We start from the raw sequence: 12,304 nt of genomic DNA on the forward strand, positions 1-12,304 counted from the left end.
CAAAAGCGAAAAAGAATAGTTCGTGAACTTCAAAATAAAATTGCTAAATTCGACATTAAGACTAATGAAATTAATTTTTCAAATAATTGATATTTAACAAGTTATAAAAACGTTAGTCAGAATTTTATAAACGACACAGACAGAAAATGAAATACTGTACAAAATGTGGTAAGACACTTACCAAAAAAGTAATTGACCAAAAAGAAAGACTTTGTTGCATTGACAATAGTTGTGGTTTTATTTATTGGAATAACCCAATACCAGTTGTTGGAATTGTTGTTGAAACAGACAAAGGAATTGTTTTAGCTCACAATAAACTAGCACCAAAAGGAATTTTTTCAATTATTACAGGCTTTTTAGAAGCAGACGAAACACCAGAAATTGCTTCTCAACGAGAAGCTAAAGAAGAACTTGGACTTAACACAATTAAATCAAATTTTCTTGGTGTATTCCCTTTTCCAAAAGCAAATCAAATCGTAATTGCTTACCATATAGTAGCGACAGGAAACATAGAATTAAACGAAGAACTTGACGAATATAAAATTGTTCAGAAAACTGAACTTTTGGGCTATTCAAAAAACAACAAATTTGAAGTTCAAGAATGGTTAAACAAACTCAATGTATTAGCATAAACAAACAGAAATGAATATAATAGGCAACAAATTTAAAATTGACTTAGGAATGGCAAAGGCTACTTTGGACATTCATAGTGACACTTCGCTAACATTTACAATTATAGAACAAAATGGTAATGTTGTTAACATAAGTGAAACAGTAGAAACGAATATGGTAGAACTAAGACCACAGTTATTTCAAGTCACTTGGAAAGAAGAAAATGGTAAGACAATTACCCAAGTTCAAGACTATGAAAATGAAATTGTGTTTTCAAATGTTACATTGCCAAACGGACAATTTATAAATTTGAAAGGAACGTTAAAACAAGCTCACAAATAAAAACTGCGGCTAACAACGGTTTTGCAAAAGTGGGGCTTCAGTGCTAATTTGAACATTGGGAATTCTATGGAACGTTTGTGCTAATTTGAACATTCGTGCTTCGATTTCCCCACTTTCGCAAAGCCGCAAAACGTTGTGCAGTAAGCTTAAAAGACGACAGAACAATGAAATGGACGATAATAATTTTATTATTATTTGGACTGATTGCTTGTAACAATCGGACAAACAAAAACGTGGTTGATGAAAAAACCAAAATGGTTCACGTTGACAGTTTGAATATTGACAGCAATGAAATAAATGGTGCTGGCGGACAACCTTACAAAGAATTTAGCAAATGCAACTTTGACAACTTTATCGTAGACAAGAAAACGTCTAAACTTGCAAAAGACATTTATCTGGACAACGATTGGAATTTAAGCAACGACCATGAAGCACTTGCATTACTTGACAGTTTGACTGCAAAAAACAAACAATCAAGACCGTTTTATTTTAAGGTTGTAACTAAGACTTACATAAAATCAGATGGTTATTTTTCCGAAGGACTTGGACTTGCAGGAAAAGAATATGTAGAAAACAACACCCAAGAGTTTGCTTCATATTTTGACAATAAGGAATGTTTCACAGGCAAAGATTTAGAAACTTGGACTGATATTGTTTTACTTGAAATTCATTTAGAACAAGACAACGTTGAAACAACTAAAGTAGAACACATAATTTATGGTTATTGTAGGAAATTAAAAAAGCAAAGTGCAAATTATCCTGAGACACAAAGGGAAACAATTTCTAAATTCATCAAAATATTGAACAATAAATGGGGCGAATTTTTGAATCATATTTAGGAACAAAAAGCAGAACCGCTAACACGGGTTTGGTAAAAGTGGCAGTTCAGTGCTTAAATGAAGTTTTGTGCTTCGTATCAAGTTCTGTGCTGGCAGAAAGTTCAGTGTTTCGAAATCCGCTTCTTCGCCAAGCGCCAAAACGTTAGCCGCAAGCATTGCGCAGAACACTAATAGATAAAACCAGTATGTGGACAGAAATAAAAGACGAGACTGACATAAAATACCTATTGGAACTTTATGGCTACTTCCACGACAGTTGTTTGCGTGACATATACATCACGACAAGAGAATTTGTGGACGAAAAACTTGCTATGCATTTTGACAATAAACTGACTGCATCACTTCTGTTTCAACGACAGTTTGGACCGACAACAGTATTGGAATTAAAATTTGAAGAGATTGAACAATTTAATTTTAGACCATTTGACACTAATACTGACCCAGTTATTTATGATGTAACACTAATGAAATCAGAAGGACTTTTTTATTGGGCAGATTTTGCAGGATGGGAAGTTGGAGACAATGACTCAATATGGATAAAAGGAAAAAAATTATTTTGGCGACTTAGACCTGAATTAATTGGAAATATAGAAAGACTTAAGGATGAATAAAATGCCAGCAGCTAACAGCCGTTTGCCGCAATGTTGGCAGAAACTTTTCGAATTCGAATAAACTTTAAAGGTAGCTTGGCTGTTGGTTCTTCTAAAGTCCGGTACTAGTTTAGCCGAAACCCTTCCCAACAACAAAAAGTGTAACCCGAAACCCAATTTTGGGTTATTCATTGAAATCTATAAAACTATTATCATGAAAAAATCAATGCTTTTAATCGCTTTAACTTTATGCACAAGCTTTTCTTCATTTTCACAAAATTCCGAAGAAATTAACCTAACTTATTTTATTACAGGTGGTGGTCTAAATTTTCAAATGACTGGTAACGAATCGAGTATCATGATTGACTCTCTTTTTGCTAATTTACCAAACACAAAAAGAAAAGGGTATGTATGGAAGTTTAAAAATATTCAAATTCAAGGATTAGATTATCCAGTAACATTTCAAGTGCATCAAGGACTAGCAGGAAAAGAAGGGGATGGGACAGGATATTTTAACACATTCACGAGTGAGAAGTATAAGACTGAGCGATTATCTCGGAAAATTGAAACCGAAAAAGTTGCAATTATTATATATGTAAAAAAGGGGAGGAATCACATACTAAAAACTGAAGAAGAAGCGAAAATTGTTAAAGAATATTTGCTTTCGATTTACGGATAAAACTTCAAAACAACATTTAAGTCCAAGCGCCAAACCGTTAAAGCTAATTAATTTATAAAATCAATAGCAAAAAGTAGTGTCGCTTGTGATAAATTGCGGAATTAGTTATATATTTAATTGGTTAATAAAAAGAATGGTAATTTATTCCAAACTTTCTTTAAGCCTACAACCGTTAGTAACAAAATAAAACCATGACACATTTGAAAAATGCATTCACATTAATTTCTTTATTACTTAGTGTTTTCACGTTTGGTCAAAAAAGTAATAGTGAACTTGAAAAAGAAATATCTTCATTGAAAGGCGCTACTGAAATTTCAAGTTATTGGAATAAATTACATAAAAATGATCAATCTGTTAGAGGAAAAAAAACAGTTGAATCTGATATTATGGATAGGCAAAATATTAAAAAAATAGTATTAATGTTCAAATACCATGGTTATCCTACTGGATTCTGTTATGGCTGTAATATAAAGTCTAGAGATCAAAACAATTTCACGCCAAATATTATTGTTACACATAATTTAGTTCGAGCAGTTAGTGAATTCATTTTCCCTATTTTACAAAAAGCTTATGAAGAGGGAAGGGCTAATGAATATTGGTACATTCACAATTTACGTGGAATGGTAAGAGATAGATATGGCCGAGATTTTTATGAAAAAACCAAAGAAAACATTCCATTATTCTTAGAAAAATTAAACCCGTTTGTAAATAAAGAAATTTCATATGATTTAGATAAAATTGATCAGCTTTTTGATGAATATGATAAGCAGTTAAATAGTATTCTAACTTCAAAATTAATTTTCAGCAAGAAAAAAAAGGGTATTAGAAATAATATATATCAAATGGAGAATGGAAAGCTTTTTTGGCAAAAAATATATTCAGATAAATCGTTTTATTTTCCTCAAGAAATTTATTTTGATAAAGAAAAAAATGTGTTGAAATATGTACTTTTAGATGAAGAAATTAAAAATGAAATATTATTAGAAAACATAACTATATTTAACTAAAATCAAATAAAAAGCGTGATTTTTCAAGCTTTAATGAGCTGATTTTCAGCTGAAAGAAAGGGTTAGGTATATGGTGAATGACTTTTTGGCGCCCATTTCCCGCTTTCCGCTGTATATTTCCCTGCTACCTGATCCCGAAACGTCGGGACTCGAAGGCAGCAGGAAAATGATGCCGCTCCAATCGGGGGTCGGGATTTCGTTTTTTCTATAGAAAAATTGTTCGTTGAATCAATCAAAGCGGGTAGGAATGAAAAAAGCCCTTTTGGTGAGTTGAAGAAAAAAAGTATATTTGAATAAACACAACAAAAGTAGCGCATATACACCCAGAATTTGGTGGATTGGCGAAACTTTGTAGCGTATATATAAGTTATAACCAATAAGCCATGTCCGAAAAACTTGATGAAATATATAGTATAATTAATAAGGTTTTAAAAAATATTAATCAACCTAAATTAGGCATGAATGAAAGACTAAAACCGGAAAAATTAAACTTTGTTGGATATGAAAGGTATTGGTCAGCAAAAGAAGATAGAAAATTGTTTTTTATGATCGAAATTGATGAAACAAGAGTTACTTTTCATATTGATAGGACTGAAGAAATTCCAGAATTTTCATATAATCAGATTATTGAAAACCGCAAGGAATTTGAAAAATTTATAGAAGTACTTTTCACTCACAACTCGCAAATAACTCATAAAGGAAATAAAACGATTGTCGAGTTTCTTGACAAAAACAACAATTCAATTTATTCATTTAAATACTTTAACGGTATTGGATTAAATTTTTTAAAAAAGAAGAAGATATTTGAATATCCACCATATTTCCAGACTAATTAAACTGGCTATAACACACGCTTAGCAAAAAAGCCGAAATCTATTAAACGAACAACGATTAACATAAAAGCTTAAGATCATTGATCGCAAATAATATTAATTTTAAAAATCGGCTCCTTCGCCAGGCGTAGGAACGTTATATTAAACCGCCTGACATTCTCGCTTCGGACTTGGGGACATCGATCAGATTAAAAAATAACTACGAATTAAATCACAAGGAATTATGAGAAAAATTCAAATATCATTTTTACTAATTTCAATATTACTTTTTGCTTGTAATAATGAAATTAAAATAAGTCCTGAAAAAATAAAAATGGACATTGATACAATTTCAATAAATTACGGATATGATTTAAAAGATGTTGTTCAATTCGAGGATAAATATATAATTCAAAACGATGATTCTTATGAGGGAGATCCTGAATTTACAGTCTTAGATAGGAATTTCAAAATTGACGAAAAATTATCAAAATCATTAAACTTTAAAGATTATTATTTTCAATCAATTTGGGTTACAAACGACACACTTTATGCGAACGATTTAGACTATTTTTCAAATGACAGTATAGTAAAACATAGAAAATATTTTTTCACTCTAAAAACTAAAAAATGGATTTTAGAATCAGAAAAAACAACAAAAAGAAAGTTTTATAGTTCACTAAATTTTGATTTAGATATTCCAATTTTTGAAGATACATTTTACAGAATAAGAGCTATAAGCTCTGGAGAATTCGGAGGTTCAGTTTACTTTTTTGATAAAAAAACAAAAAAAACTTTTGCTTGCCCATCTTATTCAACAAAAAATATTTTCAAAATAAACAAATCATATTTTATAATAAATAGTTTAGCTCATATGGGAGGCTCAACTGAAATTTACAAAATTGATGACCCGCAGAAGATGTATTTAATTAAAGATAAAGAACAAATAGAGAATTCTAGTTGGGCTTATAATCAAGAAACTTATAAAACAATTAAAGGTTGTTTTAATGGTGTAAAAACAATTATTGATACATTTGATATTATGACAACTGCTTCATTTGTCAGAAACAATAATATTTACTGTATTTATTCAGACGGTAAAAAGACTTTTTTAGGTTTTGTTAAAGACAAAAAAATAATCAAAATCAAAAAAATATTAGATAAGGTAACTTATTATAGTAAAATACGAAATATAAAATCTAATCCGAATCTGTTTCCTATTAGATCAAGAGAAATTAATGGTTTTTATATAATTCAAGATACAGTGATTAAAATAATATCACTAAAATAGGATAAACGAACGGAATGAACATAGTAGGTTACACCCGAAAGCGGCATCTTATAACAGGTGTTTGGCTATATGGCGGAAACGAGCATATTGCTTACCGCCACATCGCTAAGCACCAAAACGTTTTACGCAATAACCCTAAAACCTCAACGTTAGTTTTATTATGAAAAACAGTCTAAGTATTTTAACTCGATGTTCAGTAGTTGCAGTTATGCTTTTAGCATCTTTCACTGCAAATTCGCAATCTAAATTGGATAGCATTTTCGAGTTGTCAAAGAACTGTGCCAGAGTGAAAAATACTTATGAATTAGAACCAACTCCAGACAAATCAAATTATGAAATTAATCACTACATATCAAATGAAGGTTTACTTATTATGAGTTTGGAAAATTATTCTACCGAGACTCTTGAAATTGAAAATGATTGTGGAGTTTTCCACTTTTTCCTTGAATTGAATCAAAATGACTCAATTACGACTCAAGTTGTTTGGTGTGATTATATCGAATTTAGTAAGTACCTGATAAAACCAAACGAAGGAATCAAATCCTGCTTTTGTATAATAAGTGATGATTGGGTTGGAAAGAAAATTAGAGTTGGTATTATTGCAAACGAAAAAAAGTTGTTTTCTGAGTGGACTGAAATTAAATGATACGTATAACACCAAATAATCAAAAGCGCAAAAAGTACTAGATTTGATAGGCGCCTTTGCCTATTTGGAAAACGTTAGCTATCAGGCAATAAAGATACAACAAGAGACTGAAATAAGTAAAATTAGTTTTAACGATAAAAGGGTTGCACTTATTCATAATTCCGAGAGTGGACAAGTAAACTCGAACACAATTTTTGAATAAAAGCAGCAAGACAATCTTGTAACAGCAGACTATTTTGGTGGAACTATTAAATACGGGGAATTTATTGCAGACTTGAAAGACGATGAATTGAATATGCTTTACCAATGCTTGACAACCGACAATCAACTTAAAGCAGGAAAACCATAGATAAAATTTCATTGACTGACAAAGAAAAGATGAACCTGTGTTTAAATTGGGAATGGTTGACAAACGGAAACGAGAAGGGAGTTTCAGAATACATTGAAATTTAATAGTTCAGCAAATGAGTAACAAATACGAGGTTGAAATCATAGAATTTTCAGAAGAGCTATCTGAACCAATTAAGACATTGAATTATGAGTGGCTTGAAAAATATTTTCGTGTAGAAGAAGGTGATATTACATCACTTTCAAATCCCCAAAAGTATATCATAGACAAAGGCGGACATATTTATTATGCTAAACTCGATGGCGAAATTGTTGGAACAGCTTCGCTTTTAAAGAAAACTGAAACTGTTTACGAATTGGGTAAAATGGCTGTCAACGAAAAAGCACAGGGACACAATATTGGGACAATATTAATTGAGCATTGCTTAAATTTTGCAAAACAAAAACAAATAACGACACTTATTTTATACTCAAACACAATATTGCAATCGGCTATTCACTTATATAGAAAATACGGGTTTGAAGAAATTGAATTGGAAAGTGGACTTTACGAAAGAGCAAATATCAAAATGGAGAAACACTTATGATGAACAGACAAAATGTCCGAACAGCTAACAGCACCTACCCAAAAGGCTGTGTTTAGCTTCGCTGATTTTGCAATTCGTGTTCCAAAGACAGTTTTGTGGTTAATGAAACTTTTGTATATTTAATCAAGTTTTGTGGTAAAAGTCCCGCCCTTTGCCAAGCACGAAACCATAATAATACAATAATCAAAAAAAACAATAATGAATCAAATAAATCAATATTGGCTGACCTCGCATACATTAGCTGGACTAATTCATTTTACGTCAGCGACAATTGGTCTTATTTTAGGACTTGGTATTTTATTTTTAAAACCTGGTTCTAATATCCATAAGATTTCTGGTTACATTTTTATCCCCATTTTAGTTTCTGTTAATATTTCTGCGCTTTTTGTTCACGAAATGGGTATGATTTTTGGCCCTTTTCATTTCTTAATACCTTTTTCGTTGTACTTTTTATTTTTAGGAATCAAACCATTCATAACAAAAATGACGGGACAACAAAAACTGAAAACTCATATCAGAGGAATGGTTGGAGCTGCTCTTGGACTTTGGGCTGCATTTTGTGCAGAACTTGTTGCTCGAACACCAACAATTAGCAAGTTTTTACTTTCATTTAGTGACAATACGTTCCTAGTTGGAACAATAGAAGGATTTGTTTTTGTGTTCATTTTCATCCTACTAATAAAAAAAGTAACAAAAAAACAATTTAAACGAATGGGGCTAACATTGCATAATCCCAAAATATGAAAGATCGTTGATTTTTCTGTATTAAAAAAATGAGTTTTTTTAGATACCGAATTTAGTAAATAAACGTTGAGTAAAATGAATGAATGAAAATGATTCAATTTTTGTATATAATCTCGCTTCAATAAATAAATTAAAAAACAAAAGTTGCACTTTAGTGAAACTTATCGTAAATTTGAAAAGTGGAAAATAAAATTAAAACAGTAATAACATATAAAAATTACTTCGAAGATTTTTTTTAAAGCAAAAAAGTAAAGTTCAGGATAAAATAATCTGGACACTTGATTTAATTGAAGAATTACCAAGAGTGCCTGAAACGTATTTAAAGCATATTGAAAACACAGATGGACTTTATGAAATAAGAGTAAAACAAGGAAGTGACATTTATAGAATATTTTGTTTTTTTGATGATGAAAAATTAATTGTTTTAGCAAATGGTTTTCAAAAAAAGAGTCAAAAAACACCGAATCAAGAAATTGAAAAAGCTATCAAACTAAAAGAAGCATATGAAAACGAAAAAAAACACTGAGACATTAGATCAATTTAAAGAAAAACATTACGGTAAGGTTGGAACTAAAAAACGTGACGATCTTGAAGAAGGATATGAAAACTTTAAAATTGGAGCATTAATACATGAGGCACGCCTTGAAAAAGGAATGACTCAAGAGCAACTTGCCGAAAAAGTTGGTACGACAAAATCATATATTTCGAAAATTGAAAATAATATTAAAGAGGTTAGACTTTCGACTTTGAAAAAAATTATCGAATTAGGACTTGGGGGAAACCTTGAATTATCCATAAAACTATAACCTAAGAAAAAACATCCTATAACAGGTATTATGCAAAAAAGCGGATTCACTTCTTAATTGAACATTCTGCCTCGTATCAACTTTTGTGCTTGGTTGACAGTGAAGTGCTTCGAAATCGCCACCTGCGTGAAGCTGCAAATCAAAGGATCAATAGTAGCGTTTGTAAAACATTAAAATAAACTGAAAAGAATGACAAAAGTTTTTAGAGCAATATTGTTTTTTGGATTCATATCTATTGTAATAGATCTGATTAGAAAATTGATTTTTGCTAAATTTGAAATGACCAGAATATTAAGTCTGGATTACTTCATTTTCGAGCTATTATTAGAGTTTTTATTTTTAATAATTACCGCTTTCGCAACCCATTTGATAATGAAGAAGATGTCAAAAGACAATCTTATACTATCGCTTACAAAAGCATTACTATTTGGAATTATTTACGGCATAATTAGTTTGATTTCTTCTAGAATAATTTATTTATCAATCGGAGGTGGATTAGGATTTCAATTTGATTTTTACGAATCATTTGTTAAGTTTATACCAAATGGCTTTACACAAGGTGTGTTATTTTTACTCGTAATGCATCATCTTAGTCCGAAAAATAGAACATTGACAGATAATACGCACAAAAAGCAGTAAGCAATTTGGCGTACGAACACATACGAGAGTAAGCCGTTCTTCCAATAGCTGTAAAACGTTAATAATTATGACTAGAACTCAAACCATTGTGACAACCATCATCTTATTGATGGCTAAATTTACCATAGGTCAGGATAATTATAATGATCTATATTTCGCTAATCTTAAAGGCAAAGTAAAAGTTTGCTCAACAACAATTGAAAGTTATAATTCGAAAAGTTTCAATTTTGGGCATTTAAAGAAAATTATTAGTTCTTACAACCAAAATGGAAATTGCTATTTGGAAACAGAATGGTCAGATAGTATTATCATTCAGAAAAGAGCAATCATTTATGACAATTTTAAAGGATCAGAAAAAAGGATAAAAAAAATCACAACACATGCTATCGATTCTTCGAATAAAACAATACATCGTTACTACTTTGATGAAAGTGGTTTTGATACAACAATTGTTGTGTGTGATCAAGATAGTTCCTATAATTATATAAATAAATATGAGAAAAATAATTTCGGTTTAAGATCAAAAGGAACTGAAATCAATCAAAAAAACGGGTTCATCTTCAGAACTTTCGAGATTTATTATTCAAAGGATAAAATGATTGATTCGATAATTTATAAAAACGGAAAAGGCATAGTAGAATACGTTGAGTATTACTTCTATACAAATCAACATGATATAGCCCAAATCTACTATTCAGAAGGAGGTTGCAATCAATTTGAATATGATAAAATAGATGAATTTGGAAATTGGATAGAAATGAATATTTATTTTGTGAAAGATGAACAAAAAGTGTTGTTTTCTAAACAACAACGACAAATTGAATATTTTTAATAAATGCTAATATACAGCTATCAAATTTTCCAAACACGTTGTTTTGAACTTTGATAAATTCACAAGAAAACGGACTTGAAACAAAACTTGTATTATTTTTAAGAAACGATTTCTTCGTTTAACAGCCAGCCATCAAGCCACATTTAAAAAGAATCGTTTAAGTGTCAATTAAATATAAAAATGGAAATACGTCTTAAAATTGGGGAATTAATTATTGTAGTACTCGGACTTCTTGTTTCAGGAGTGTTGATAGGTTTTATTGTCACGGGCGAGTCAACCGCATATAATCTTTTGTATGTTGGTTCATTTTTAGTAACAACCTTTACAATAATTATTAGGAAACGTTATAAAAATTGAATTACATGAAGGTAGTACTCTTTGTGTTTTTGGTTTATATAATACTCAACGTTTTTGTTACAAAACGGATAAATAAAACAACGTATATAAATGAAGATATGAGGAGTCTTCACAAGAAATTTATATGGTTTCTACCTTTCCTTGGACCAATAATAATTAAAAACTTTTGGGGTAAGCCAAAAACAGTGAAAATTCAAACAAACACGAAAACACAAAGAGATAAAAACGCAAAATATAACGGGTTTTATGAAAGTGGAAAAGGAATTGAATATTAATAAATCCAAAGATAAAATATCAACCCGAAAATTAGGTTAGTTGAGTACTCAGAGCATTACATCTGCCAAAATCAACAAGCCTAAATAAGTCTTTGACAAAAAAAGAAGTTGGTTATTCAACCTAAAATTGTATATTTAAACTAACCAAATTTGTTCATCTAAAATAAATGAATCATGATAAAATGTAATCTCTTAAAACTAATCTGCTTGTTTTTGATCTTTAGTAAAAGCGCTTTTGGGCAAGATTTTAAATTTGGATTAGTTGGAGGATTTGATGTTGCGAATTCTCGATTAACAAAAAAACCAGTAACAGGTGGTGATACAAGAGTGTTTCATCCAATTTTTTCATTCAATACTAATGCTTATGTAGGATATAAAAGTGCTAGTTTTTGGGGCATATCTCTAGAACCAGGTTATATTCAAAAAGGAGGTAAGTTGAAATATGAAAATGATTATTATGATGTGCGAGTTCAAATGAATTATATACAATTACCCATTCTAGCTGACTTTTATCTAGGTGAGAAATTTTCCATCTCTGTTGGACCGGAATTTTCATACATGATTAATGCGAAAGCAAAATCTACCGACTTTTCAAATGATATTTCAGGTTTCTACAACAAAAAATTTGAATTATCAGGAATTGTTGGCATTAATTATCATTTCCACAAGAATTTTGACATTGGATTAAAATATAACCATGGGTTGACCTATACCAGTAAAATAGAATGGACGGATGATAATGGAATACTGATTGGTCAAACAAAAGAATACAATCAGTATTTTCAATGCTTCGTTAGATTCAAAATATAAACCGGCGGTAACACGAGGTTTTGAGTAATTGAGTTGTTTGTGGTGGAATCGCTACTACTGCTAGAAATGAACCGTTGGTAAGCATTTG

17 protein-coding genes are annotated in these 12,304 nt (G+C 30.5%); all 17 read left to right on the forward strand.

The genetic code is table 11. The features are described from left to right. Positions 1-146 precede the first annotated feature (146 nt). The 17 genes from KA468_RS06020 to KA468_RS06100 all read left to right on the forward strand — a co-directional run bounded on the left by KA468_RS06020 (position 147) and on the right by KA468_RS06100 (position 12,216). A complete protein-coding gene (locus KA468_RS06020) occupies positions 147-632 on the forward strand; it encodes an NUDIX domain-containing protein (RefSeq protein WP_291242036.1) in 486 nt (161 codons plus the stop codon). Between the two features lie 10 nt (positions 633-642). Continuing rightward, positions 643-954 (forward strand): hypothetical protein, encoded by a 312-nt coding sequence (locus KA468_RS06025; protein WP_291242037.1) that lies wholly within the window; start codon positions 643-645, stop codon positions 952-954. A gap of 164 nt (positions 955-1,118) precedes the next feature. Further along, positions 1,119-1,793: a hypothetical protein gene (locus KA468_RS06030; RefSeq protein ID WP_291242038.1), complete on the forward strand. Its 675-nt coding sequence runs from the start codon at positions 1,119-1,121 to the stop codon at positions 1,791-1,793. 155 nt (positions 1,794-1,948) lie between these two features. Further along, complete coding sequence (locus KA468_RS06035; RefSeq protein ID WP_291242039.1) at positions 1,949-2,404, forward strand: hypothetical protein; 456 nt, start codon at positions 1,949-1,951, stop codon at positions 2,402-2,404. Positions 2,405-2,597: 193 nt separating this feature from the next. After that, positions 2,598-3,062, forward strand: coding sequence for a hypothetical protein (locus tag KA468_RS06040; RefSeq protein ID WP_291242040.1), 465 nt, complete (start codon positions 2,598-2,600; stop codon positions 3,060-3,062). 191 nt (positions 3,063-3,253) lie between these two features. Next, positions 3,254-4,069 (forward strand): hypothetical protein, encoded by an 816-nt coding sequence (locus KA468_RS06045; protein ID WP_291242041.1) that lies wholly within the window; start codon positions 3,254-3,256, stop codon positions 4,067-4,069. A 383-nt stretch (positions 4,070-4,452) separates the two neighbouring features. Further along, positions 4,453-4,905 (forward strand): hypothetical protein, encoded by a 453-nt coding sequence (locus KA468_RS06050; protein ID WP_291242042.1) that lies wholly within the window; start codon positions 4,453-4,455, stop codon positions 4,903-4,905. 220 nt (positions 4,906-5,125) lie between these two features. After that, a complete protein-coding gene (locus KA468_RS06055) occupies positions 5,126-6,172 on the forward strand; it encodes a hypothetical protein (protein WP_291242043.1) in 1,047 nt (348 codons plus the stop codon). A gap of 160 nt (positions 6,173-6,332) precedes the next feature. Then, positions 6,333-6,818, forward strand: a complete 486-nt coding sequence (locus tag KA468_RS06060; RefSeq protein ID WP_291242044.1) for a hypothetical protein — start codon at positions 6,333-6,335, stop codon at positions 6,816-6,818. A 464-nt stretch (positions 6,819-7,282) separates the two neighbouring features. Continuing rightward, positions 7,283-7,753, forward strand: a complete 471-nt coding sequence (locus tag KA468_RS06065; RefSeq protein ID WP_291242045.1) for a GNAT family N-acetyltransferase — start codon at positions 7,283-7,285, stop codon at positions 7,751-7,753. A 198-nt stretch (positions 7,754-7,951) separates the two neighbouring features. After that, positions 7,952-8,497, forward strand: a complete 546-nt coding sequence (locus KA468_RS06070) for a DUF2306 domain-containing protein (RefSeq protein WP_291242046.1) — start codon at positions 7,952-7,954, stop codon at positions 8,495-8,497. Positions 8,498-8,783: 286 nt separating this feature from the next. Then, a complete protein-coding gene (locus tag KA468_RS06075; RefSeq protein WP_366933128.1) occupies positions 8,784-9,023 on the forward strand; it encodes a type II toxin-antitoxin system RelE/ParE family toxin in 240 nt (79 codons plus the stop codon). Beyond that, complete coding sequence (locus tag KA468_RS06080; RefSeq protein WP_291242047.1) at positions 9,001-9,303, forward strand: helix-turn-helix domain-containing protein; 303 nt, start codon at positions 9,001-9,003, stop codon at positions 9,301-9,303. The genes KA468_RS06075 and KA468_RS06080 overlap by 23 nt, the downstream gene beginning before the upstream one ends. A gap of 372 nt (positions 9,304-9,675) precedes the next feature. After that, positions 9,676-9,942 (forward strand): hypothetical protein, encoded by a 267-nt coding sequence (locus KA468_RS06085; RefSeq protein WP_291242048.1) that lies wholly within the window; start codon positions 9,676-9,678, stop codon positions 9,940-9,942. A gap of 67 nt (positions 9,943-10,009) precedes the next feature. Next, positions 10,010-10,774, forward strand: coding sequence for a hypothetical protein (locus tag KA468_RS06090; protein ID WP_291242049.1), 765 nt, complete (start codon positions 10,010-10,012; stop codon positions 10,772-10,774). A 362-nt stretch (positions 10,775-11,136) separates the two neighbouring features. Further along, on the forward strand, positions 11,137-11,406 hold the full coding sequence (locus tag KA468_RS06095) for a hypothetical protein (protein ID WP_291242050.1): 270 nt from the start codon (positions 11,137-11,139) through the stop codon (positions 11,404-11,406). Between the two features lie 213 nt (positions 11,407-11,619). Continuing rightward, complete coding sequence (locus KA468_RS06100) at positions 11,620-12,216, forward strand: porin family protein (protein WP_291242051.1); 597 nt, start codon at positions 11,620-11,622, stop codon at positions 12,214-12,216. The last annotated feature ends 88 nt before the right edge of the window (positions 12,217-12,304 follow it).

The sequence above is a fragment of the Flavobacterium sp. genome (assembly GCF_017985075.1).
GTDB lineage: Bacteria > Bacteroidota > Bacteroidia > Flavobacteriales > Flavobacteriaceae > Flavobacterium.

Excerpts from the sequence above, each read along its gene's own strand:
- KA468_RS06020 (WP_291242036.1), top strand. The coding sequence starts at position 147 with ATGAAATACTGTACAAAATGTGGTAAGACACTTACCAAAAAAGTAATT.
- KA468_RS06025 (WP_291242037.1), top strand. The coding sequence starts at position 643 with ATGAATATAATAGGCAACAAATTTAAAATTGACTTAGGAATGGCAAAG.
- KA468_RS06030 (WP_291242038.1), top strand. The coding sequence starts at position 1,119 with ATGAAATGGACGATAATAATTTTATTATTATTTGGACTGATTGCTTGT.
- KA468_RS06040 (WP_291242040.1), top strand. The coding sequence starts at position 2,598 with ATGAAAAAATCAATGCTTTTAATCGCTTTAACTTTATGCACAAGCTTT.
- KA468_RS06045 (WP_291242041.1), top strand. The coding sequence starts at position 3,254 with ATGACACATTTGAAAAATGCATTCACATTAATTTCTTTATTACTTAGT.
- KA468_RS06050 (WP_291242042.1), top strand. The coding sequence starts at position 4,453 with ATGTCCGAAAAACTTGATGAAATATATAGTATAATTAATAAGGTTTTA.
- KA468_RS06055 (WP_291242043.1), top strand. The coding sequence starts at position 5,126 with ATGAGAAAAATTCAAATATCATTTTTACTAATTTCAATATTACTTTTT.
- KA468_RS06060 (WP_291242044.1), top strand. The coding sequence starts at position 6,333 with ATGAAAAACAGTCTAAGTATTTTAACTCGATGTTCAGTAGTTGCAGTT.
- KA468_RS06065 (WP_291242045.1), top strand. The coding sequence starts at position 7,283 with ATGAGTAACAAATACGAGGTTGAAATCATAGAATTTTCAGAAGAGCTA.
- KA468_RS06070 (WP_291242046.1), top strand. The coding sequence starts at position 7,952 with ATGAATCAAATAAATCAATATTGGCTGACCTCGCATACATTAGCTGGA.
- KA468_RS06080 (WP_291242047.1), top strand. The coding sequence starts at position 9,001 with ATGAAAACGAAAAAAAACACTGAGACATTAGATCAATTTAAAGAAAAA.
- KA468_RS06085 (WP_291242048.1), top strand. The coding sequence starts at position 9,676 with ATGAAGAAGATGTCAAAAGACAATCTTATACTATCGCTTACAAAAGCA.
- KA468_RS06090 (WP_291242049.1), top strand. The coding sequence starts at position 10,010 with ATGACTAGAACTCAAACCATTGTGACAACCATCATCTTATTGATGGCT.
- KA468_RS06095 (WP_291242050.1), top strand. The coding sequence starts at position 11,137 with ATGAAGGTAGTACTCTTTGTGTTTTTGGTTTATATAATACTCAACGTT.